General features: G+C 72.0%; 18 protein-coding genes and 2 pseudogenes. 3 read left to right on the top strand and 17 right to left on the bottom strand.

Annotation, left to right across the window (positions count from 1 at the left end):
* Positions 1-79: 79 nt before the first annotated feature.
* A complete protein-coding gene (locus tag AC5Y4Z_RS23215) occupies positions 80-1,270 on the top strand; it encodes an alpha/beta hydrolase family protein (protein ID WP_499967254.1) in 1,191 nt (396 codons plus the stop codon).
* On the opposite strand, the gene eccE is transcribed toward AC5Y4Z_RS23215, so the two are convergent.
* From eccE to AC5Y4Z_RS23145, 14 genes and pseudogenes are all read right to left on the bottom strand, one after another.
* Positions 1,260-2,243, bottom strand: a complete 984-nt coding sequence (eccE, locus tag AC5Y4Z_RS23210) for a type VII secretion protein EccE (RefSeq protein ID WP_499967253.1) — start codon at positions 2,241-2,243, stop codon at positions 1,260-1,262. The genes AC5Y4Z_RS23215 and eccE overlap by 11 nt on opposite strands.
* Positions 2,239-3,625: pseudogene (gene mycP, locus AC5Y4Z_RS23205) on the bottom strand (type VII secretion-associated serine protease mycosin); the annotation flags it as partial. The gene eccE and the pseudogene mycP, both read right to left, overlap by 5 nt.
* Positions 3,622-5,073: a type VII secretion integral membrane protein EccD gene (gene eccD, locus AC5Y4Z_RS23200; protein ID WP_499967317.1), complete on the bottom strand. Its 1,452-nt coding sequence runs from the start codon at positions 5,071-5,073 to the stop codon at positions 3,622-3,624. The pseudogene mycP and the gene eccD, both read right to left, overlap by 4 nt.
* A 63-nt stretch (positions 5,074-5,136) precedes the next feature.
* On the bottom strand, positions 5,137-6,018 hold the full coding sequence (locus AC5Y4Z_RS23195) for an ESX secretion-associated protein EspG (protein WP_499967252.1): 882 nt from the start codon (positions 6,016-6,018) through the stop codon (positions 5,137-5,139).
* 20 nt (positions 6,019-6,038) lie between these two features.
* On the bottom strand, positions 6,039-6,329 hold the full coding sequence (locus AC5Y4Z_RS23190; protein ID WP_499967251.1) for a WXG100 family type VII secretion target: 291 nt from the start codon (positions 6,327-6,329) through the stop codon (positions 6,039-6,041).
* Between the two features lie 29 nt (positions 6,330-6,358).
* A complete protein-coding gene (gene esxG, locus AC5Y4Z_RS23185) occupies positions 6,359-6,652 on the bottom strand; it encodes a type VII secretion system protein EsxG (RefSeq protein ID WP_499967250.1) in 294 nt (97 codons plus the stop codon).
* A gap of 51 nt (positions 6,653-6,703) precedes the next feature.
* Positions 6,704-8,191: a PPE family protein gene (locus AC5Y4Z_RS23180; RefSeq protein ID WP_499967249.1), complete on the bottom strand. Its 1,488-nt coding sequence runs from the start codon at positions 8,189-8,191 to the stop codon at positions 6,704-6,706.
* A 2-nt stretch (positions 8,192-8,193) separates the two neighbouring features.
* Positions 8,194-8,502 carry a PE family protein gene (locus tag AC5Y4Z_RS23175; protein WP_499967248.1) on the bottom strand — a complete coding sequence of 103 codons (309 nt, stop codon included), beginning with the start codon at positions 8,500-8,502 and terminating at the stop codon, positions 8,194-8,196.
* A gap of 2 nt (positions 8,503-8,504) precedes the next feature.
* Positions 8,505-12,473, bottom strand: coding sequence for a type VII secretion protein EccCa (eccCa, locus tag AC5Y4Z_RS23170; RefSeq protein ID WP_499967247.1), 3,969 nt, complete (start codon positions 12,471-12,473; stop codon positions 8,505-8,507).
* Entirely contained in the window at positions 12,470-14,098 is a 1,629-nt protein-coding gene (gene eccB / locus AC5Y4Z_RS23165) for a type VII secretion protein EccB (protein ID WP_499967246.1), read from the bottom strand. Before eccB ends, eccCa begins: the two co-directional genes overlap by 4 nt.
* Positions 14,095-15,948 (bottom strand): type VII secretion AAA-ATPase EccA, encoded by a 1,854-nt coding sequence (eccA, locus tag AC5Y4Z_RS23160; RefSeq protein WP_499967245.1) that lies wholly within the window; start codon positions 15,946-15,948, stop codon positions 14,095-14,097. The genes eccB and eccA overlap by 4 nt, the downstream gene beginning before the upstream one ends.
* A 225-nt stretch (positions 15,949-16,173) precedes the next feature.
* Positions 16,174-17,661: a PPE family protein gene (locus AC5Y4Z_RS23155; RefSeq protein ID WP_499967244.1), complete on the bottom strand. Its 1,488-nt coding sequence runs from the start codon at positions 17,659-17,661 to the stop codon at positions 16,174-16,176.
* Positions 17,662-17,744: 83 nt separating this feature from the next.
* Positions 17,745-18,653: a class I SAM-dependent methyltransferase gene (locus AC5Y4Z_RS23150; RefSeq protein ID WP_499967243.1), complete on the bottom strand. Its 909-nt coding sequence runs from the start codon at positions 18,651-18,653 to the stop codon at positions 17,745-17,747.
* Between the two features lie 23 nt (positions 18,654-18,676).
* The gene (locus AC5Y4Z_RS23145) at positions 18,677-20,236 is read right to left on the bottom strand and encodes a PPE family protein (protein ID WP_499967242.1); all 1,560 of its coding nucleotides are present in this window, start codon (positions 20,234-20,236) and stop codon (positions 18,677-18,679) included.
* A gap of 103 nt (positions 20,237-20,339) precedes the next feature.
* Here AC5Y4Z_RS23145 and AC5Y4Z_RS23140 point away from each other — a divergent pair.
* Positions 20,340-20,580 (top strand): annotated as a pseudogene (locus tag AC5Y4Z_RS23140) (ribbon-helix-helix protein, CopG family).
* 82 nt (positions 20,581-20,662) lie between these two features.
* On the opposite strand, the gene AC5Y4Z_RS23135 reads toward AC5Y4Z_RS23140, so the two are convergent.
* A complete protein-coding gene (locus AC5Y4Z_RS23135; protein WP_499967241.1) occupies positions 20,663-21,577 on the bottom strand; it encodes an oxygenase MpaB family protein in 915 nt (304 codons plus the stop codon).
* 92 nt (positions 21,578-21,669) lie between these two features.
* On the opposite strand from AC5Y4Z_RS23135, the gene AC5Y4Z_RS23130 reads away from it, so the two are divergent.
* Positions 21,670-22,341, top strand: a complete 672-nt coding sequence (locus AC5Y4Z_RS23130) for a TetR/AcrR family transcriptional regulator (protein ID WP_499967240.1) — start codon at positions 21,670-21,672, stop codon at positions 22,339-22,341.
* Here the strand turns inward: AC5Y4Z_RS23130 and AC5Y4Z_RS23125 are convergent.
* Both AC5Y4Z_RS23125 and AC5Y4Z_RS23120 read right to left on the bottom strand, forming a co-directional pair.
* The gene (locus AC5Y4Z_RS23125) at positions 22,298-22,846 is read right to left on the bottom strand and encodes a hypothetical protein (protein ID WP_499967239.1); all 549 of its coding nucleotides are present in this window, start codon (positions 22,844-22,846) and stop codon (positions 22,298-22,300) included. The genes AC5Y4Z_RS23130 and AC5Y4Z_RS23125 overlap by 44 nt on opposite strands.
* A 6-nt stretch (positions 22,847-22,852) precedes the next feature.
* Positions 22,853-23,434, bottom strand: coding sequence for a VOC family protein (locus AC5Y4Z_RS23120; protein ID WP_499967316.1), 582 nt, complete (start codon positions 23,432-23,434; stop codon positions 22,853-22,855).
* Positions 23,435-23,476 lie beyond the last annotated feature (42 nt).

The raw sequence follows: 23,476 nt of genomic DNA, 5'->3' as shown, positions 1-23,476 counted from the left end.
ATCACACAACCGTGGCTAGACAAACCGTATTACCGCATGCCGCCCTTGCGCCGCCCGACCGGGGGATAGCATCGCGAATGTGACGCCCGACTCGGATCCGGTCGACACCCCGGTCCCCGTCCCGGATGTTCCCGGCGCCGACGTTCCCTCCGGCGCCGAGGGATTGCCGCCGCGGTCGGCGCTGTCACCGCGGCAGCGCATGGTCGTCGAGGCCGCGGCCATCTCGGATCTCGCGCTGCGCACCGCGGTCGCCTCGGTGCTGACCACCACCGTGACGCCGGCGGTGATCGCCAGCTCCGTGCGCTCCGGCAGCGAACGCGACAGCCTGCGCTTCTACGCCGAGCTCGGCGCCGAGCGCGACCCGGGGAAGTCGTTTCCGGCGCCCACCGAGCTGCCCGAGGTGTCGTCGCGGCCGGCCAACCGGCTCGCGGAGTGGGTCGCGCACGGCACGGTGGACAACATCTCGTTCCCCAGCAGCTTCCGGGCGATCAACCCCGCGATGCGCGCGCGATGGAGCGCATGGAAGTCCAATAACGTCGTGCACGCGCAGCACTGGCGCCACGCCGACGGGCCGCACCCCACGCTGTGCGTCATCCACGGCTTCATGGGGTCGTCGTATCTGGCCAACGGGCGGTTCTTCACGCTGCCCTGGTACTACCGGTCCGGCTACGACGTCCTGATGTACACGCTGCCGTTTCACGGCCCCCGGGCCGAAAGATGCTCGCCGTTCAGCGGTTTCGGGTATTTCGCCGGCGGCCTGTCCGGTTTCGCGGAGGCCATGGCCCAGGCCGTGCACGACTTCCGGTCCATCGTCGACTACCTGCGCCACACCGGCGTCGAGCGCATCGCCCTGACCGGCATCTCGCTGGGCGGCTACACCTCGGCGCTGGTGGCGTCGGTGGACGACCGCCTCGAGGCCGTGATCCCCAACTGCCCCGTCGTGACGCCGGCGACGATGTTCGACGAATGGTTCCCGGCCAACAAGCTCATGGGGCTGGGGCTGCGGATGTCCAACATCGGCCGCGACGAGCTGCTCGCCGGGCTGTCCTACCACTGCCCGCTGAACTACCGGCCCCTGGTCGACAAGGACCGCCGCATGATCATCACCGGCCTTGGGGACCGGATGGCCCCGCCCGGGCAGGCCACCATGCTGTGGGAGCACTGGGATCGCTGTGCGCTGCACTGGTTTCCCGGCAGCCACGTGCTGCACGTGAGCCAGCTGGACTACCTGCGCCGGATGACGAAGTTCCTGCACGAGGTCATGTTCTAGCCAGCGGTGCCCGGTGCGCGCCGGCTTCCGGCGTCGGCCAGTCCAGCCGCTCCAGCAGGCCGGCGGGCTCGTCGCGGTGCCCGTCGAGCCGTTGGGTGGACAGCAGATCCAGCGCGGCGAGCGCCCGCCGGTGGTTCCCGCGTTGCGGGGTCAGCCCGGCCAGCGGGGCCGCGCCCCCGGGGGGCGTTTCGGTCAGGAACGCGCACGCCGCCGCGACGGTCCGGTGGCCGCCGTCGCCGGCGATCTCCAGCGCCGTGCAGGTTTCGCGCACCGGGTGCGACCGGATCGCCGCCAGGGTTTCCGGCAGCGCGTCGTCGACGTGAACCCGGTATGCCGCAACGTAATCCGCGGTCCCGCGCTGCACTCCCCGCCAGGATTCGCGGGCGTTGGGCGCCACCAACCGCGGGACGTCGTCGGGAGCGACGGTGCCGGCGTCCCAGCCGATCTCGCGCAGGTGGTCGGCCAGCCGGCGCGCGGCCACCTGGACCGTCTCGTGCAACGGGATCCGCGGTGAGCGCGCCCGCAGCGCCGCCAGGTTGTCGGCCGCGGACACCGTCAGCCCGATCCAGGTCTCCCGCCGCGACGGGTCGGATGGGTTGTCGCGGCTGGTGATTCGGATCCGGTCGGCGCGGATGCCGTAGCGGTCGAGGTAGGCGGCGACGAGCGGCAGCGGCAGCACGTCCGCGTCGCCGACCGGCGCCCCGAGCCGCAGCAGCGCGGTCGCCTTGGTGGCGGAGTCGGTTTCGGGCACGAACCCGGCGCCCCGGCGGATCATCGCCAGCCGGCGGCGCAGGATCGTGGTGAGGTGCAGACCGCGCCACCAGCCGAACAGCACGATCACGACGGCCGCGGCGATGCCGAGCACCCAGTAGTCGCGGGCCGATCGCCACGGGCAGGCCAGCACCGCGGGGACCAGGGCCAGCAGCGCCAGCGTGATCCGGCCGGTGCCGGGGGTCGGTATCGAGCGGCTCACGGGGTGGTCTCCTTCTTTCGGGCCAGGGCGGCCACCGCGGCCGCGACCGCGACGACGACGGCCAGCGCGGCGGTGCCGACGAACGCGACGGTCCGCGGGGTGGTGTCGGCGGGGGCGGGCGCCGGCGGAACGGCGACCGGCCGCGCCGGCGATCCGGGCGGGTTGCCGGCGGGCAGCTCCCAGGTCAGCGCGGCCACCGGGTCCACGGCGCCGGCGCCGACGACGTTGGACGGCGCCCGGGCCCCGTTGTGGGCGGTCGCGGTGATGCGCTGCACCACCTGCGTGGCGGTCAGCTGCGGGTACTTGCTGCGGACCAGCGCCGCGACGCCCGAGACGTAGCCGGCCGCGTAGCTGGTGCCGCTCAGGGCGACCATCCGCTGGTGGTCGTCGGGCAGGCCGTTCGCGAGGCCGCCGCCGTCGCGGTTGCTCACCGACACGATGCCCTCCCCCGGCGCCGCGATGCCCACCCACGGGCCGGCCATGGTGAAGTTCGACGGCTGCGCGTCCGGTGTCAGCGAGGCGGCCGACAGCACGTAGGGCTGCCACCACGACGGGATGGACACCGTCTTGACGCCGGCCCAGTTGCGCGGGTCGTCCGGGCGGCTGAGGTCGGTGAGCGGGTTGGAGTCACACGACGTGCCGCCGGCGATGGATCCGGTGGCGCCCGTGTTTCCCGCGGCGGCGACGATCACCGCGTCCCTGTCCACCGCCGCGTACCGGATCGCGGCGCCGAGCGCGGCCTGGTCGACCGGCCGGTCGGCGGGCAGGCAGGTGATCGCGGAGATGTTGATCACCCGGGCGCCCAGGTCGGCGGCGTGCACGATGGCCCGCCCGAGGGTCGCGACGTCGAGGGACGCCCGGGCCTGCTGCGGATCGCCGCCGGCCGGCGTGCGCGGCGAGAACTTCGCCGACGTCATCCGGATCGACAGCACCCGCGCCGCCGGCGCCACGCCCGAGAACCCGTCGTCACCGGGCTGCCCGGCGATGATGCCCGCGACCAGCGTGCCGTGCCCGTCGCAGTCGGTCAGGCCCTCGGTCGTCTCGACGAAGTCGCCGCCGGGATCGACGTTGGGCAGCCGCGGTCCCGGCCGCACCCCGGTGTCGATGACGGCCACGGTTTGGCCCTCGCCGCGCGAAAATCCCCACGCCGCAGGGAGATTCAGCATCGCCTGGCCGGGAGTCACGACGGCCGGGTCGCTGCCGGGGATGACACCGGAGACGCTGCACGGGCCGCGCTGCTCCATCGGCTGCCCGGGCCCGGGGGTCCCGCTGGGCGGCGGCGCGTCGGCGTCCACCTTCGGCTGGTCGATCGCGAAAGCCGGCGGACAGGTCCACAGCGCCGCCGCCACAGCGGCGGTGGCGCAGGCCAGTCCGCGCTTCATCGATTGAGCACCCAGGCGAACAGGCCGACGAGGTACGCCATGACGGGAATCAGCGACGCGTCCAGGCCGGCGGCGGCGAGGCCCAGCAGCCGGCGCAGCGGCAGCGAATAGGTTTCCGGCGAGGCGATGGTCGGGTTCAGCGCGACCACCGCCCACACCAACGCCAGCGCGACGAGCACCACCGCCGCACCCAGCGCCGCGGCGTAGCGCCCCGTCGCGGTGTAGAGCACCAGCAGCGCACCCGCCGCCAGGTACGGCTGCGCGAGCAGCCACGCCTTGCAGGCGGCCGAATCCCAGACCCGGGCGCGCAGCACCGACGTCGCCGCGGCGGCCCCGACCACGTACCAGCCCGGGCCCGCCAACGACTCCGGCCGCAGCGCGATCGCCACCGAACCCAGCACGCTGAGCAACACCGCGGCGGCGATGAACCCGCTCTGATGCGCGTCGCCGATGCGCACCCGCCGCGGCAGGTCCTCGAGCACCCGCAACGACGGCGCGGACGGGGTCGGGTCGCCGGGGGCCGGGATGACCGGCAGCGGGAAGCGCGCCCACAGCGCGGACAGCTGGGCGGCCTCGATGGTGACCAGCAAGGCCGCCGCGATCAGCCCGCAGCCGATCGTCAACATCGGGAAATGCCAGAGCAATTCGGCGCCGGCGGCCAGCAACACTCCGGCCCCGACCACCGCGGTGGTGGTGAAGAACCCGACCACCCGTTCGCGCTCCGGGCCGGGAACCATCAGCGCGATCAGCGACCACGCGGTGACCCCGGCCGCGGCCAGCATCAGCTGCGCCGGCCCGAATCGGCCGGGCACCGCCAACACCAGCGCGGCGGCGATGGGCGCCAGCGCCGCGATCGTCAGCGCCGTTCCGGTGCGCGCCGAGCGGGCCTCGGAACGGGCCCCGGAACGGGCCATCGTCAGCAGGCCGGCAACCCCGGTGAGCGCGGCGATCGCCGCGACCGCGACCAGCCCGGCCAGCGCGCCGCTGGCCACCCGGTAGGTGACACCCAGGGCGGTCGCCAGATACGCCACGGCGATCGCCGCGGCCAGCGCCCCACGCTGGATATGCGTTGCGCCCCAAGGCCGCAGCCGCGAGGTGGAGAAGATCATGGCGGCGTCGGCGATGTCCTCGACGATGCCCGGTGCGGCCGGGCCGGTGGGCACCGGCTGCAGCGCCAGCAGGTCGCCGTCGACGACCCCGACGGTGTCCAGGCTGGCGTCCAGGCTGAACGGCGCCCCGCCGATGGGCGCCAGGCTCAGCTGGACGGCCGCGGCGTCAAGGGGCGTTTCCGCGGCGCCGTCGGGGTCCCCGTTTCCGGCGGCCGGCGCCGCCAAACGCTTGACCGCGGGCAGGATCTCGCGCAGCGGCAGCTCGGCGGGCAGGGCCATCTCGGTCAACCGGCTGTCCGCGAGGATCGCGACGCGGACGATCGGCATGACGGCGGTCATCGGGCCCTCGCCGAACGCTGCAGCCATTGCAAAGACATTGCTCTCTCTTCTCTATTTCGTTTGTTATGAACTCTGTGCGGAAAAGTCTCGGGACAGCCGCTGGCCGGGGAACCACGGGCCGTCCGGCAGCAGGGCGGTCAGCTGTTCGACCGCGACGGCGATGGCGAACGGGGTGCCCGGGCTGAACGTCGAGACCCACTCGCCGTCGAAGGCGCGCGACGGGCTGACCAGCACGCGCCCCGCGGCGGCGTCGACGATGCTCAACCCGACCTCGCTGGTGCAGTGCCGCCCGTCGCGGTGGCAGCCGGCGACGACCTCGACGTAGCTGCGGGGCCCGGAGAAAACCGACTCCACCACCGGGCGCGCCGACGCCGGGATGCCCAGGTAGTCAACGACTTCCGACAGCGAGGCGCCCGACCGCAACCGCTCGTCGGCCCGCGACCCGACGCGCATGGGCATGCTGAACTCGTCGAAGCGCGCCGGCGGGCGTTGCGCGAGCCCGACGCCGAGGACTCCGACCAGCCCCCGCGCGTCGTCGATGTCCATCGCGGTGAACGTGACCAGTTGCGCGCTGCGCAGCGCGACGACCGTGCGGGTCTTGCCGGCGAGCCCGGTGTCGGCGCGCTGCGCGACCACGCCGCGCAGCAGCCCGCCCGCACCGGTGGCGGTGCCTGGTCCCACGAAGCGCAGGTCGAGCCACCGGTCCGGGAAGCACACCGCCCTGATCCACCCCGCGACCGCCGCGTTGATGGATCCGTCGCCCGACACCAGACCCATGCGGGTCAGCTCGGCGCGCTGGCGTTCGAAGAACTCAGCGCGCTGCGCGGCGTCGCGATAGGGCGTGGTGATCGCGAGAACCCACGGGAAGCTGCCCGCGCCAATGGTTTCCGCGATGAACCACGCGTGATCGACCGTCAGCTCGACGGCGTTGGGTGCCCGGTCCATTTACGTCATGTGGACAGTGGTTAGCCGCCCCATTTGGCGGCTTCGGCCTGGTCGCGGGCGAGCATGGCCGTGGTGTTGGCCTCGTGGGTGCTGGCCATCGACTGGTAGGCGCGCACCATCGACTCCATGGCCTGGTTCCACTGGGCCTGCCAGGCCTGGTAGGTCATCCCGGTGTCGCCCTGCCAGGCGTTGGACAGGGTGGCCTGCTCGCTGGCGATGTCGGCGCCCACGCCCTGCAGGGTGCCGGCGTAGCCCGACATGTCCGCCGCGTGGCTCAGCATCGCCGGGTAGTTGTACATGATCTGTGACATCACAAGTCCTTTCGCTGCTGGCGGTGTGATCAGAACGCGGTGTAACCGGAAGCGGCGGCGGCGTCGGCGGCCACGTAGGTGCCCGCGGCGTCCCCGAGGTTGGCCTGGGCGATGTCGAGCAGGGTGTTGATCCGGGCCGCGGCCTCCACGAAGCGGGCGTGCGCGGCCTGGAACGCCGCCGACGACTCGCCCTGGTGGAACGCCTGCGCCGACATCGCCTCCTGCTCGGCCTGGCTGATCGTGCTGCGCATCAGCGCCGCCTTGGCGCTGAACGCCGACTGCGCGGCCACCAACTGCGGAATATGAGCGTCCAACATACTCATGGTGCTTGGTTTCCTTTCGCTCTCTTCGGATTTCGGTTGCTGACTGTCGCGTTACGAACCGTCGTCTCCCCCTTTCTCCTTTTCCCATGTCCCCGGCACCATCGGCACGCGCGGGCCACCGCCGAACTCGTCGCCGGCCAGCTTGGTCAGCCCGGCCGCGCCCGCGGCGGTGTCCTTGCGCACCGTCCCGGCGAACCCCAGCCCCCCGGCTCCGTTCCCGGAGGCCATCGCCGAGACCAGTTGCTGCTCGTCGTCGGCGCCGAAATCCGGTAGGACGCTGGCGTCCATGTCCAGGAACTCGTCGCCGTATTCGCGCATCGCCGCCCGGCGGCGCCGCCGCGCCCGCGCGTCGGCCCGGATGGGCGCGGCCGCACCGGCCGCGGGGATGGTGGCCGCGGGCGCCTTGGCGCCGCCGCGCCCGCCCACGGTCGGCCCGGACTCGGTCGGGGGGCCGCCGCCGAGACCGACCAGGTAGGCGAAGGTTCCGGCGGTGGTCGCCGGGACCGGCGCGGCGGGCGACGCGGCGCCCGCGGTGGTGACCGACGCCGGGGCGGCGGCCGGTGTCGCGACGCTCGGGGCGACGCCGGCCACCGGCCACGCCGCGGAAACGGGTACGGCGGTCGCGGCGACGCCCCCCGCCACGGGCGCCGCCAGCGCGGGAGCCGCCGCGGCCGCCAGCGCCAGCGCCGGTTGCAGGGTCACCGGGAGGATGAGCCCGAGGAAGGGGCTGAGCAACAGCGACGGGTACGTGATCGACGCGCCGACCCAGGAGAACGCCTGGTAGGCGATCGCGAACAACAGCGGACCGTAAAGCACCAGCGCCTCAGACGGATTCGTCATGAAGGCCTGGATGATCTTCACCGAGTTTCCGACGGGATCCTGGAAGAACGTGGCGAGCTCCTGGAACATGTTTCCGTAGAAATTGGTGTATTGCGACAGCAGCTGCGACAGCAGGGCGGACGGATTGAGCGACGAACCCGGCTGGGTGGCCGCGGCGCCCTGGTTTTCGATGGACGGCGCCGGCGCGGTGCGGGGCGCCGAGGCCAGCGCCGCGCCCGACGCCGCCTGGTAGGCGCCCATCGTGGTGGCGGCCTGGACCCACATCCGCGCGTAGTCGGCCTCGTTCAGCGCGATCGGAATCGTGTTGATGCCAAAGAAATTCGTCGCGACCAGCACCCCGTGGATGACGTGGTTGGCCGCCAGCTCGAACAGCGTCGGCATCGCGGCCAGCGCGGTGGTGTAGGCCGTCGCGGCGACCTCGTGCTCGGCGGCCACGCCGGCGCTGTCCGCGCTGGCCTGCTGCAGCCAGGCCAGGTACGGGGCGTGCGCCGCCGCGTAGCGCTCGGCGCTCGGCCCCTGCCATGCCCCCGCCTGCACCGCCCCCAGGAGCCCACCGAGTTCGGCTGCCGCCGAGGCGTATTCGGTGCTCAGCGCCGACCAGGCCCCGGCGGCCGCCAGCAGCGACCCCGGCCCCGGACCGGCACTCAGCAACGCCGAATGCACCTCCGGTGGCGATGCCATCCAGATGGGCGAGCTCATTGCTAGCCGGCCGCCGTCCCATAGGTCGCGGCCGCCGCGGTGTCGCCGGCGAGATAGCTGACGCCCGACTGGCCCACGCCCACACCGGCGCGGCCCAGCTCCTCGACCCCCTGGGCCGCGATGGCGGCGTGCTCCTGGCCCTGGGCGCTGAACCCGGCCGCGGTCTGCAGCGACACGGGATCCGCCGCCGGCGGCACCACCGCGGTGATCGCGGGCGCCGCCGCCGCGTGCGCAGCCGCCAGCCGCGCCGTCAGCGCCTCCACGGCCGCGCTGGTCGCGGCCAGTCCCTCGGGTACCACTCGCAACGTCATGACTAACTCCCCTTCTGTTGCGTTTCACCAAACATCGCGGTCTCCCCCACCAGCGGGTTGACCAACTGCACGTAGGTCGGACTGTCGCTGTCGCCCAACAGGATTGCGCGCCCGGCCGGCAGCCGGCCGAACCGCTGACCCCGGATCTTGCCGCTGTCCTGCGGGTTGCCCGACAGCATCAGCGTGGTGGCCTGCAGGTCGTTGAAGCGGCGCAGCAGCGGGCTGGTCATCAGCACGTGCCCCGACCCGGTGGCGCGCGCCGTGACGATCACCCGCAGCCCCAGATCGGCGGCCTGCGACAGCTGCGGGATCAGCGGCGTCCACGGCCGCTGCCCGACGTAGGGGCCGCTCAGCGCCGGCGAATCCGGTATCTGGTCGACGTCGTCGATGATCAGGTAGTGCGTGTGGCCGTGGTAGGTCCAGCGGGACAGCTCCGCCGGCGACAACCCGGCCGGCGGCCGCCGCGACTCGATGAGGTTGGCCAGCCCGATCATCGCCGGGGTGACCCGGTCGATGTTGGCCGTGTATTCGTTGTCCGCGAACAGCGGCTCGTCGACGAGGTGCAGCCGCCGGTCCAGCACCGTGAACGCCACCTGGTCGGCGGTGGAGTGCTCGCGGATGGTGCGGATGATGTGGCGCAGCAGCGTCGTCTTGCCGGACTTGCTGTCGCCGAACACCATCAGCAACGGGTTCTCGGCGAAGTCGAGGACGACGGGCGCGAGGTCCTCTTCGCGCTGACCGATCACGACCTGCTCCGCACCCCGATACAGCGGACCCAGCGCGCCGGGCCCCAGGTTGGTGGGCAGCAACCGGACCGGCGGCGCGGAGACCCCGGGGTAGCGGGCGTTGATCGCGGCGGTCTGGTCCAATTCCGGTGCCGCGAACAGGAAGTGCTCGGCGGCCATGGTCAGCCCGCGGCCCGGCTGGTCGTGCGGGACGGCGTCGGCGGGGCGGCGCAGCGCGCCGACCAGCCGCACGTTGCTGTCCCGCGCGTCGTGCAGCTTGAGCTCCAGCCGCAGCCCCAGCCCGTCGCGCATCGCCAGCGGCACCTCCAGCCAGCTCGGGGTGGTGACGACGACGTGGATGCCGTAGGCGAGGCCGACGTTGACCAGCTCGGTCACCTTGGCCAGCAAGGGATTACGGGTGTTGAACTGGTCGGTGTTGTCCCGGCCGAACGCGTAGAGGTTGTCGATGATCAGGAACACCTCGCCGTAGCCGTCATCGGGGGCCGAGCCGTGCCGTTCCCGGAACGCCTGCCGCTGCTGACGCGACAGCAGCAGCTGTTCCAGCTCGCCGAAGGTGCGGCGGATGCGCTCGGGTTCCAGGGCCGACGCGACGCTGCCGACGTGCGCCAGGCCTTCCAGCTCCCGCAGCTTCCCGCCCCCGTAGTCCAGGCAGTAGAACGTGACCTCCCGGGGCGAGTGCAGGCTGGCCGCGGACAGGACGAAGGTCTGCAGCGCAGTCGATTTCCCGGACTTGGGGCCGCCGTGGATCACCACGTTGCCGGCCGAGGACGTGGCGTCGAAGACCAGCGGGTCGCGCCGCATCTCGAAGGGCTTGTCGATCTCGCCGAGCGGCCACTGCCATTGCCCCTGCGGGATCGCGGCGCGGGCCAGCGCCGCGGTCAACGGGATCGGCTCGTCCAGCGGCGGCAGCCACAGCTGCGGCGCCCGCGGCCCGTAGCCCGCCAGCTGCTCGCCGATGGTCGCGATCAGCTTGCGCGGCGGGCCGGCGTATTCCTCGTCCTCGCCGGTGGATATCACGGTGCCGTGGTCGGGCTCCACCATCCCGGCCCGGAACAGCTTGGGCTCGGGGTTGGCCTGCACCACAAGGGTTTTCGCCGCTTGCGGCGGCTCGTAGATGCCGTCGACGTAGGTGCTGCGGAACTTGACCGGCGTGGCACCGGGCGCGGGCACCAAGAAGCCCACGCCCTTGTGCTCCTTGCCGGACTCGATGTGGTATGCGTCCTCCACGCCGATGATCTGGCGGGACACGCTGGGGCTGGCCACCTTCAGGCCGATGCGATACGACGTGTTCTTGTCGATGTCCTTGATCTTGCCGACGTCCAGCGTCTGGGACGCGAACAGGATGTGGATGCGGAACGAGCGGCCCTTGCGCGCCACATAGTCGAACAGCTCGGCGTATTCCGGGTGGTCGGCCAGCATGAGCGTGAACTCGTCGGCGACCACGAACAGCGTGGGGATCGGCGGCAGGTCATGCCCGGCGGCGATGGCGTTCTCGTATTCGGTCACCGAGTTGAACGCGCTGCCCTGCACGCGCCGCCCGGTCTCCCGCAGCAGCGTCTCGCGGCGGGCCACCTCCCCGCGCAGCGTGTCGGCGAACCGGTCGGCCAGCGACTTCTTCTCGGCCATGTTCGAGATCACCGCGACGACCTGCGGGAAGTTCCGGAAGCTGTCGGCTCCGGCCTCACCCTTGAAGTCGGCATAGATGACGATCAGCCGCTCGGCCGAATGGGTTGTCAACAGCGACAACAGGATCGACATCAGGGTCTGCGACTTCCCGGAGCCGGTCATGCCGATCATCAGGCCGTGCGGGCCCATGCCGCCCTCGGCCTCGTCCTTGAGGTCGAACATCAGGGGCTCCCCGGTGGCGGTGACGCCGATCGGGACGCGCAGCTCGTCGTCGCGGCGGCGCGGGGCCCACAGCGTCGGTACGTCCAGCTGCGACGCGTCGCCGATGCCCAGCAGCGTGGTGAAAGTCGCGCCGCGGGTGGCCGCGGAGCGCAGCCCGGCGTGGGTCGGGTTGGAGTCCCACCGCGACAGCCGGCGGGCCAGGTGCGCCGCGTCGTCGGCGCCGAGCAGGTCCGCGCTGTCGATATAGGGCTGCCAACCGCCGGTCTGCCAGCGCTCCAGGGCACCGCGGATGACCCGCAGGATCGGCTTTTCCGGATCCGAATACTGCTCGCGGTGCGGGGGCGTGGCGGAGCAGTGCACCACGGTGACGCCCGCGCGGCCGAGCGCCAGCGGCGAGGCGTTCACGTCGTAGTCGGGGTCGTCGACGACGATCAGCAAGTGCCGCAACGCATCCGCGGGGGCGCCGGTGAACGCGGTGCGGTCGGCCAGGGCGGGCCCCAGCGTCGCGACCAGCTCGTCGCCGTTGGTCGACAGGTAGCGGGCGGGGCCCACACCGTCGACCTCGCCGGGAATGTCGACGTGCGGCAACCACTTCAGCCACGACCAGTCCGGGCCCTCCAAGTCGCGGGCGACCAGCGCCACCCCGAGCACCGTCGGGTCGTGCCACGCGACGGCCTGGGCGATCCACGCTCGGACGGCCGCGCGCATGTCGGCCGCGTCGCCCAGGACCGTGATCCGGGAAACCTTGGCCAGGTCGATCCCGGTGGGGACGTCGCGGACCGTGCGCTGGGTGTCCAGCAGGCTGCGTAATGCGCTGTGCGACACCGGTTCCAGGTCGATCTCGTCGGCCGTGTCCTTGACCCGCAACGCGGTTTCCAGGGGCACCTCGTGACGGCCGGCCCGCAGCACCAGAAAGTCCGGGTCGTGCGGGTCGCGCTCCCACTGGCGGCGCGAGCCCGGCACCGTCGCCAGCGCGGCCGGGTCCGGATGCGACCACTCCGCCGCGGCGCGCTGCTGGGTGGCCTGGGTCCGGATGTTGTCCCGGACCACCGACAGGTAACGCAGGTAGTCGGCGCGCTCGGCGTCGACCTCCTCGGTGCGCGTCTTGTTGTCGTTGCCCCGATACAGCGCGGTGGCCGCCAGCAGCAGCACGAACGGGAAGAACAAAGTCTGCGGCGAGATCACCCGCATCCCGGTGGCCACCAACGCCACCACCATGCCGACGATCAGGATCACCAGCACATACGGCATCGCGCGGCGCAGGAACGACGGCGGGATCACCCGCGGCAGCTCCGGGGGCGGCTCGATGGTGATGCCGCCCTTGCGGGTGGCCGGGGGCGCCAGCCGGCGCCGGGCCTCAAAGATCAGGCGGCTCATCGGCCCTCCCCTTCCGCCGAAACCGGCCTGCCCGGCCTGGTGTCGGGCGCCAGCCCGTCGTGCGCCAGCAGCGCGTCGGCGCGCGACAGCGTCGGGCCGGACGCGAACAACGACAGCACCGACCACGGGATGGGAACCGCGGGCGCGTTCAGGCCCAGGGCCTCAACGGTTTTCCCGCGGCCGCCGGGGTCGCCCGCCCCGCCCGCCTCGGTGTCGATGCCGTAGCGCACCCCGGTGTCAGAAACCCAGAACAACGAGCCGGCGGCCGGCGCCGACGGCCCGCCACCCACGGTCTGGGTGAAGTAGCCGGTGCCGGGCGCCAGGGCGACGCGCGTGGCCGTGCCCGCGGACCCGCCGCCCACCAGGTCGACCGTGCGCACGCCCTCGCGCACCGGCAGCACCGACCCGGACAGCAGGCTCAGCGAGCTGGTGGCGGCGCCGGCCGCCTTTTTCCAATGCGCACAGGTCACGGGATCCTTCGCCGCGTCCACCAAAGCGACCTGCTGGTCGGGGTAGCGGCCGGTGTCCAGCATCCGCGACACCGGCAGCTTGGCCACCTCGTCGGCGCCCAGTCGCGGGGGCTGGTCCAGGCCATAGGAATTGGAGTTGCGCAGGATCGCGGCCAGCACCGGCGAGACCGGCTGCAGGCCGTCGGGCAGCACCGCGTAGTAGTGCAGGGTGCCCGACGAGTTCTGCTCCAGGCCGTAGGAGACCACCACCGCGCCGATCGGCGCGGGCACCGAAAAGCCCGCCGGGCCACCGGCATTCGGTATCGGCGGCGCCGCCAGCGCCGGGGACTCGGGAATCGCGTTGAACAGGCCCTGCGCGATCGGCCGCGGCGCGGGCACGGCGGGTGCCTCGCCGGCCCCGACGCCCAGACCCAGCGCGTTGGTGACCGCGTGGTTGGCCAGGTCGATCCGGCTGCGCTTGCCCTGCCACAGCAACCAGGTGCCGTTGTCGCTGTCGACGAGGATCCCCTGGTTGGCGCGGATCGCCGCGGCCCGGGCGCCGTCGCCGTCGGGCGGGCCCGCGATCACGGTGACCCCCGTGCTGTGGGCGCCGTGGGCGGGGCCGCTGACGGCGTCGCACACCGTCCAGTCGGCGTCGCGCGCGCTGTTCTGCACCATCCGTTCCGGCGCGCCCGGGATGCCGATCAGGTTGCCCCGCGGAAACCGGTCCAGCTCAGCGCTTTTCACCGTGGTGGGGTTGACCGGGCGGCCGACGATCAGCCGGGCCGAGGTCAGGTTGAGCACCGGGTGCAGGTCGTCGCCGACCCGCACGTACAGCGCGGCGGTGGACCGGTCGGCGAGCACCGCGTTGTTGCCGGCCGACCCGCTGGGCCGGATCAGGGAGAACACGAAACACCCGGCCAGGCCGGTGATCAGGATCACCACACCCATCAGCACCGCGCGCGACTGGGTGCGCAGCGGGTCGACCAGCATCCGGGTGTCGTGCAGGGCGATCCCGGAGGCGATCCGGCGCATCACGAACCGCCAGCCGCTGACCTGATGGCGGGTCACGAAACCGCGCCGATAGACCACCTTGTCGGGGTTGTCGTTGACCGGGGTCCGCGAGGAGAACGAACGCCGATCCTCTTGCGGCTCATGGCCGTTGGTACTCGTCATGCCGGCACCGACAGGCCGAGGCCGCGCAGCAGCGGCTCAACCGACTTCTCGACGTCCTGGTCGGTGATCGTCATCAACTCCTCGTCACTGAACTCCCCGGTCCCGGCGTGCTCCGAATGGTCGAGCCGGAATTCGCGTTCCTCCTCGGAGCGCTCGACGATGTTGCGGACGAACCGACCGTTGCCGGCGATGTCCAGGCTGCGCCGCGAGATCCCGTTGGCGTCCGGCGTCGACTCGGTGGCCAGCTTCGAGAACAGGGCCTCCATGTGGTCGAGCGCGGCGGGCTCGAAGACGCTGTCGCGCTGCTCGGCCATCTTGTGCGCGATCTCGGTCAGCTCGCCCGGTGTGTAGGAGGGGAAGTCGATGTTGCGGGTGAACCGGGACCGCAGGCCCTCGTTGGTGTCGAGGAACTTGTCCAGGTCCGCGCGGTAGCCGGCGATGATGACCACCAGCCGGTCGCGGTCGTTTTCCATCCGGGCCAACAGAGTGTCGATGGCCACCAGCCCGAAGTCGTTCTTGGCGCCCGTGGCCACCAGGGCGTAGGCCTCGTCGAGGAACAGCACCCCGTCCAGGGCGCTGTCGATGATGGCGTTGGTCTTGGCCTCGGTCTCGCCGATGTGCTGGCCGATGAGGTCGGCGCGGTGCACCTCCCTGATGTTTTCCCGCTTCAAAAGCCCCAGCCCGCAATAGATCTTGGCGACGACACGGGCGATGGTGGTCTTACCGGTCCCGGGCGGCCCGGCGAACACCAGGTGGTGGGTGCGCTGCGCCACGGTGAGCCCGCGCTGCTTGCGCACCAGCTCCATGGCCACCGAGCTCTTCAGCCGCGACACCTGGTTTTTGACCTCTTCCAGGCCGATGAATTCGGCGAGCTGGCGTTCGGCCTCCTGCAGCAGCGCCGCCTTGCGCTCGTGGGCCGCGGGGTCGACGAAGTCCTCCGCGGTGGGCTCGGTGGCAGGGTCCCAGGGGTCGGTGCGGGCGTCGATGCGCGCCCCCGTCGTGGTCACGATCCCAAAGCTGGTGTCGGACAAGGCCTGTTCGACCTGTTCGTTCTCGGGATGCGCCGCGTACAGGTCCTGCAGCACTTCGCCGGCCGACTCCTCGTCGACGTGCGCGCGCAGCACCAGCCCCTTGGCCAGCGCGCCGTCGACCGCCGCCACCGCGACGGGGCCGTCGGGTTCCTCGAGATACGACAGCGCGGGGGCGAACATGCCCAGCCGGGCCAGCGCGGTGCCGAGGGCGACCTTGACCGCGTGCGCGAAGCTCTCGTCGAGGTCGGCGTCGTTGACGATCGGGGTCAGCAGCTTGACGACGTCCGACCAGCGCTCGGCGCGGTAGTTGAGGACGACGGCGACCCAGCGGGCCTCCCGCCAGCCGGGGCGGCGGGCGGACAGGCCGGCGACGATCTCGTGCGCCGCGGCGAACCGGCCCTCGGTCGCCAGCGCCGCCGCGTAGGCGAGGTGGAAGTCGTCCGGGGTGGCGGCGCGGAACCGCAGGTACAGCCCGCTGTCGTAGCGGAAGCCCAGCGCCCCGGGGGCCAGCTCCACCTGACGCTGCAGTGTGCCGGCGGTGGCCGCGGTGCGCGACACGGCCTCGAGCACCCGCAGGGAGACGTCGCCGGCGGCCGCCAGCCCGGTCCACGCGTCGCATTGGTCGTGGGCGATGCGGGTCAGCGCCGTGAAGCCCGAGCGGGCGGCGGCGAGGTCGGCCGGGCGCTGGCGCTCGTAGACCGCAATGCCCAGCGCGCGGCAACACGTGGCGAACCGGCTGACGGTGTCGCCGTCGACCTTGCCGTCCGATCCAGAGTTGACAGACCGCGCTGCGAGCACGCCGGCGTCACCGCGTTCCACGGCCACTTCCCATCTATGTAGCCTCCCCTTACCTAACCGCCTGAAGTTAGCATTACCTAAGCAGCGTTGTCGAGGTGCCCTGGGGCCCCGTGCGACTCACGCCTCCACTCGCGTCTTGGCGCCGATTGTGAGGGTGTTACAGGTCGATCATTGCCGCACTTTCGGATTTTGGACCCGATGCGGGCGATTTGACAGGCCCCTCCCAGATTCGGCTTCACGCGGAGCTTACTGAAAATCATTTTCATTATCAATCCGGTCGTTTTCGTCAGATCCGTCGCGCTCCCAGGTTCCCGGCACCATCGGCACCGCCGGTCCGCCGCCGAACTCGCCGGCGGCCAGCGTCGCCAATCCCGTTGCCCCGGCGGCGCCCTTGTGCGCGGTTCCGGCAAAGCCCAGATCCCCCGCGCCGCGCACCGACGCGACGGGTGCGCCGGAGTCCAGGAACTCGTAGCGGCGGCCGCGCTGGTGGTCGTGCATCGCCGCCCGACGGCGCCGCCGCGCCCGCTCCCGTTGTCGCTCCGACGCCCCGGCCGCCGCGGCCGCCGCCGCGCTGTCGGGCTCCGGCGCCTTCCGCCGGGCGCCCGCGTTCATCCGGTTGCTGGATCCGATGGTCGGACCGCCCACCAGGTAGGGGTAGGCGCCGCCCGCCGCGCCGGCGGGCGGCGGGGGCGGCGCGCCGGCGACCGCCGACGCCGGGGCGGGCGCGGGCGCGGAGACCGGGGCCGAGGTCGGCGCCGGGGCGGCGGCCGCGACGCCGGGGGCCGACGAGCCCGCGGCCGCCGGCATGCCGGGCGTGTCGGGCAGGGGCGCCGGCGCGGCGGCGGGCGCCGGGGCCGGCTGGATCCCGGCCAGCCCGCTCAGGCCCGCGAAGCCGCCGAGCGCGCCGGTGCCGGCGAGCGGCACCGCGAGCGCCAGGGCCTGTATGGCGGGGGCGAACGCCTGGTATGCCTCGGCCGCGTGGCCGACCTCGTCGGCCACCAGAAGCGGCACGTCGGACTCGACCCCGGACACGGCCTGGGCGGGGTTCTCGGGAAATTCCTCGACGTCGCGGCCCAGGGTTTGGAAGACCTCGAGGACGCGGTTTTCCCACCAGCTCAGCTGGTAGGGGTCGCCGCCGTCGTTGTCGACGATGCCGCCGCTGTCGCCGCTGTCGTCACCGTCGCTGCTGTCGGCGGCGTGCAGGATCTGGGGCGCGGGGTCGGGCTGCGGCGCCGAGGCGACCGCGGCGCCGGAGACCGTCTGGTAGGTGGCCATCGTGGTGGCCGCCTGGATCCACATCCGGGCGTAGTCGGCCTCGTTCAGAGCGATGGGAATGGTGTTGATGCCGAAGAAGTTCGTGGTCACCAGCACCCCGTGGATCGCGTGGTTGGCCGCGAGCTCGAGCAGGGTCGGCATGGCGGTCAGCGCCGCGGTGTAGGCGGCGGCCGCGGTCTCGTGCGCGGCGGCCGCCGACGCGCTGTCGGCGCTGGCCCGCGTCAGCCACGCCAGGTAGGGCGCGTGCGCGGTCACGTACTGCTCGGCGCTGGGTCCCTCCCACGCCCCGGCCTGGACCGCGGCCAGGACGGCGGTGAGTTCGTCGGCCACCGACGCGTAGGTGCTGCTGAGCGAGCTCCACCCGGCGGCGCCGGCCAGCAGGCCACCCGGGCCGGGACCGCTGCTCAGCTGCGCCGAATGGACCTCCGGGGGCGACGCCATCCACACCGGCGCGGTCATAGCGGCGACTCCTTAGCGATCGGGCGGACGAGCCCGCAGCTAGTAGTCGGGGGAACGCGCGGGAAAGTTCCCGCGGGTTCCGCTCAGCCCTTGACCGCGCTGACCAGGGTGTTGCGGGCGACCATCGGCCCGGCCTCGGTGTCCGGGCCGGGCACGGGCCGGCCGAGCTGGCGCAGGTAGTCGGCCAGGGGGGTGCCGACGGCCGTCCACCCGCGCCGGCCGAACCACTCGGTGGCCGGCGCGCACTGCTCGTTGTAGACCAGCTGGAAGAACGGGCGCTCTTCGGTGCCGTCGGCCATCGCGGCCCGTTCCTCCTCGCGCTTGGCCTCGAATTCGTCCTGCGCGAGGGGCGCGCCGTCCTCGATCGCGACGTGGCTGCCGTGCCCGGCCAGGCCGTCGACGCCGGTGTAGAGCTGCTCCTGCGCGCTGGCCGGCAGGTAGATCAGCAGGCCCTCGGCGATCCACGCGGACGGCTTGGCGGCGTCGAAGCCGTTGTCCCGCAAGGCTTGTGGCCAGTCCTCGCGCAGGTCGACGGCGATTTCGCGCCGCTCGGCGCGCGGTTGGGCGCCGTGGCCGGCGAGCACCTCGCGCTTGAATTCGAGCACCTGGGGTTGGTCCAGCTCGAAGATCGTCGTCGCGGCCGGCCAGTCCAGCCGGTAGGCGCGGGAGTCCAGTCCGGCCGCCAGGATGACCACCTGCCGGACGCCCGCGTCGGCGGCGCGCCGGAAGTACTCGTCGAAGTACCTGGTGCGGGCGCCCTGGAAGTTGACGAAGTGCTCGCCGAAGTCGGCGGTCTTCAGCGCGTGGTCGGGATCCTTGCCGTCGAGGACGTCGGCCGCGGACCCGCCGACGGCGCGGCAGAACAGCTCCGCGTACGGGTCCACGGCCACCGGGTCGGGCTTCTGCGCCTCAAGAGCCCGCGCGGTGGCCACGAAGAGCGCCGTCGAGCCGACACTCGTTGTGATGTCCCAGGTATCGCCTTCGCTACGCACCCGACCGACCCTACCCCGCTGGGCTACGGCGACGCGCGATCGGGATCCCAGCTGCCCGGCAGCATCGGCGCCATTGGGGCGCCGCCGAATTCGTCACCGGCCAGCGTGGTCAGGCCCGCCGCCGCGGTCGTCGACTCCCGGGGCGCCGTGCCGGCGAACCCCAGCGCGCCACCACCTCGGTCCGACGCCGTGGTGGCCGGCGCGTCCCAGTCCGGGTCCAGCTCGACGTTCATGTCCAGGAATTCGTCGCCGTGGTCGTGCCGTTGCGCCCGCCGGCGCCGCCGCGCTCGGGCCGCCTCCCGCGCGCTCGCCGCGGCGGCCGCGGCGGCGGAATCCGGTTCGGGCGCCTTCTTCTTGGCTACGGCACCGGCGCCGGCGCCCATCCCCGAGCCGAAGCCAATGCCGGGCGGTGCGGCGAGGTAGGGCGGAACGAAACCGGCCCCGCCCGCGGCCGGCGGTGCGGCCGGCGGCGCGGCGCCGGCGACAGCGCTCGCGGCGGGTGCGGGCGCGGGCGCGGCCGCCGAAGCCGATATCGCGGCCGGCGCGGCGGGTGCGGGCGGCGAGACGGCCGGCAGACCGCCTGGCGCCGCGCCGGGCACCGCCGCGGGCAGCGACGGCTGGGGCGCGGCCGCCAGCCCCGCCAGCCCCGCGAGTCCGCCCGCGCCGCCCAGGGGCGCGGCCGCCGTGCCGAGTGCGGCCGCCCACACCCCGGGCTGGCTCGCCAGGTAGGGGGCGATCTCGGCGATGTGAGTCGGCCAGTCGAACAGCTCCAGGCTGATGAGGTACTGGAAAGCGCCGACCGGGTTGGTCTGCAGTTCCACGGCAAACTGCTGGAAGTCCTCGAAGAGTTCGAGCGATCGAACGACCCAGTAGAGCGGCTGGCCCGGGTCCACATACGTGTCGTAGTCGAGCCCGTTCACCGTGCCCTCGGCGGGGTTCCAGTTCACCCCGAAGTTCTGCAGGATCTGGGCGATGACGTTGTCGAGGGGGTTGTCGACGGTCGGGTCGTGCGCAAGCTGCTGATTGCCGACGCAGTTCAAGAAGTCCTTCATGATCGGCGGCACCCCGGGACTGTTCTGCAGCGACGTCAGCACTCCGATGGCGTCCGCCTGAGCCTGATAGACGGCCATCGTGGTGGCGGCCTGGATCCACATCCGGACGTAGTCGGCCTCGTTGAGCGCGATCGGGATGGTGTTGATGCCAAAGAAGTTGGTAGCCACCAGGACTGAGTGCACGACGTGGTTCGCGCCCAGTTCCGGCAGTGACGGCATGGCCGCCAGCGCCGCGGTGTAGGCCGCGGCCATCGTCTGGTGCTCGGCCGCCCGTGCCGCGCTGTCGGCGCCGGCCTGCGTCAACCACGCCAGATAGGGAGCGTGCGCGGCCACGTACGACTCGGCGCTGGGCCCCTCCCATGCGCCGGCTTGCACCGATGCCAGCACGGTGATGAGTTCGTCGGCCACCGAGGCGTATTCGCCGCTCAGCGCCTCCCACGCCCCGGCCGCGGCGAGCAGCGATCCCGGCCCCGGGCCGGCGCTCAGCAACGCCGAGTGCACCTCCGGCGGCGACGCCATCCACAGCGTCATGCGCGATACCCCTCCGCTGGTGATTTACCAGCATCGGAGCCTACTGAACTTGAAAATCATTTTCAATAGGGGGTCGCGCCCGTGTCGATACGTAGATCGCATCATGCGCACCACCATCTCGATCCCCCGATGAACTGCTGGTTGCGGCCAAGCGCCGCGCCCGCGAGCGCGGTCAAACGCTTGGTTCGGTGATCGAGGACGCCCTCCGTCGTGAGCTCGCCGCGGTGGGCGACCGCAGCCGCCGCCCCACGGTCCCGATATTCACCGGCGGCACGGGCCCACGGCCGGGACTCGACCTGACGTCCAACCGTGCGCTCTACGAGGTTCTTGACGAGAGCCCGTGACCACCTGGATCAGCGCCCGGTCCGTCCTCGCCGCCCGTGACCCTGGACCGGGACTTCGGCCGATTCGGCTCGGTTCGCCATCTCAGACCAGGGGACGACCCGTCCTGATCCGGCGGTCGACGTCCCACAGCAGGACGTTGAACGGGAACTGGCGCACGAAGCGCGGCAGCATGCGGTTGACCGTGCGCAACACGGCCATCAGCCGGTCGAAGCGGCGTTGCTTGGCGGCGTCCCAGGGCAATCGCATCTCGTCGCGGAACCGCTGCGGCAGAAAGCCCGTGGTGATCAGCAGGTTGAAGTCGTCCGACATGCGTTGCAGCCGGCGCGGTAGCGACACGCCCCGAATGCGGCCCGCCGCAATGGGATACAGGTAGTCCCGGACGGCGTCGTCGATGTGCACCCGGTCCAGCGACTCCTGCCAGTACCGGTCGAAGGCCGCCCGGTCGGCCGGCCACCGCTCCGGCGGCACCTGCAACGTGGTGGCCAGCGTGATGCCCTCGCGGTAGTGGCGCTCGGCGTCGTCGCCGTCCAGCTCGCCGATGAAGATGCGGTAGATGTCGACGCCGCCCTTGTACAGGCACGCCCCCACCCACAGCTGCAGGTCGATGTCGAAGGCGTTGTAGGCCACCGGGCTCTCCGCGGTGGAGTACACCTGCGCGTGCGCCCGGTTCACCGCGCGGCGGAAGGCGTCCTTCTGGGCCTCGCTGCCGTTGCTCGCCACCGCGAGGTAGGTGAAGGTGGTGCGCGCCCGCTTGATCGGGTGCAGGTCCACCCGCCCGCTTTCGACGCGGCTCTCCAGCACCCCGTAGCCGACCCCGGGACGTGCCAACTGCATGATCACGTTCGCGGGTCCGGCCAGCAGGGCCACCCCCATCAACCCCTCGTCGACGCCCAGTGCGCGCCGGCGCCGGCGGCGCCGCCCCGACGGCAGGGGCGGGTCGGTGATGGGTCGTTCCACGTGCCGGACCGGCTGCCGAACGACCTCGTGAGTTGCCATGCGTGAGTCCTCCCTGGCCCCGGCCCGCAAAATCTGCGAACGCTTGTTTCCTGATGTTGTCCCGTCACCGGCCCGGTGTCAAGATGGGGGCTATGCCCGAAGCAGCCGGCGCGCGCCCCTACCGCGGGGTCGAGGCGGCCGAGCGGCTGGCCGGCCGCCGCCGCCGGCTGCTGGCCGCCGGCCTGGAGCTGCTGGGGGCCGAGCGGCAGGACATCTCCGAGCTGACCGTCCGCGGCATCTGCGCCGAGGCCGGCCTGGCGGCGCGCTATTTCTACGAAAGCTTCGCCGACAAAGACGCGTTCGTCGGCGGCGTGTTCGACTGGGTGGTCGCCGAGCTGGCCACCACCACCCAGGCGGCGGTGGCGGCGGTGCCGGTGCCCGAGCAGACGCGCGCCGGGATGGCCAACATCGTGCGGACGGTCGCCGGCGACGCCCGCATCGGGCGGCTGCTGTTCTCCACCAAGCTGGCCAACCCGGTGATCGTGCGCAAGCGCGCCGAATCCAGCGCCCTGTTCGCAATGCTGTCCGGCCAGTACGTCGGCGACACGCTGCGCGTCCCGGCAAACGAACGCATCATGGCCGCGGCGCATTTCGCGGTCGGCGGCGTCGGGCAGACGCTCAGCGCCTGGCTGGCCGGCGACGTCCGGCTCGAGCCGGAGCAGCTGGTCGATCAGCTGGCGTCGCTGCTCGACGAGCTCGCCGAGCCGAACCTGTACCGCATCACGGAAACAGCGGCAGGTCCCACAGCCGCATCCCGGGATTGAGCAGCCACAGCCGCATCATCGTGAAGCGCATCATGCGCACCGCGCTGAGGATCATGAAGGCGGCCAGCGGCAGCTCGATCAGCAGCGCCGTCACGACCGACAGCCACACGTCCCGCGGCCCCGCGGTCATCAGGTCGAACCACGCGTCGCAGACCAGCAGGACCCCGGTGGTGAAGGCGGCCGGGACCAGCAGCTGACGACGCAGGTAACCCAGGGTCGCCGTCGTCACCATGAACACGACCAGCAGGATGTCGAAACCGATCCAGGTGACCGGCCAGTTGTGGGCGACGTAGTTCTGCGGCAGCGTCATGGCCAGGTAGCTCAGCCAGGGAACCATGGCCAGCGACCCCCCGACCATCAGGCCCAGCCGGATGCGGCGGATGCGGTGCAGCAGCGCCGGGTCGATCACGTCGCTCAGGGGTTTTTCCAGCCGGACGATCAGGTCGCGCCGCTGCTCGGGCGTCAGCGCGGCGATCTGCGCGTCGGACAAAATGCCCTCGGTCATATCGGGCTAGGGTACGGCCTCCACGGCGGGGCGCCGGTCGGCCGCGGTCTTGGGTACCGCCGTGGCGTCGCCGGCGCCGAATTCCTTGACCCAGCAGGCGAATTCCAGCGTTATCCCGTCGGGATCCTGGAAGTAGAACGACCGCACATAGACCCCGGGATGCACGGTGGCCGACACCTGCCGGTCGCTCTCGTCGTGGTTGAGCACCGGGCCCACCCGCACGCCCTTGGCCTTGAGCCGCTGCCGGTAGTCGTCGAACTTCTCGGCGGGCACGTGGAACGCCAGATGGTTCATGGTGCTCACCGCGCTGGTGATGTCCCCGATGCCCGGGATGGCGCCCGGCGACGAGATGCCCGGTACCCGGTCGGGGGCGTCGGCGAACCAGAAAAACGCGACGCAGTCGCCGTTGCCGGCGTCGAAGAAGAAGTGCTGCCCGGCGCCGTCGGGCAGGTCGAGCGACTTGATCAGCGGCATCCCGAGGATGTTCGAGTAGAAGTCCACGGTCCGCGCCATGTCGGCGCACACCAGCGCGACGTGGTTGATGCCGCCGAGCTCGAATTCGGTGTTGGTGTTGTGCGGCTTGATCATCATGCGGCTCCCGTCACAGGGCATGGCCAAGATCCAAATCTG

Source organism: Mycobacterium sp. NGS63 (assembly GCF_059812295.1).
This window is presented reverse-complemented; position numbering and strand designations above follow the sequence as displayed.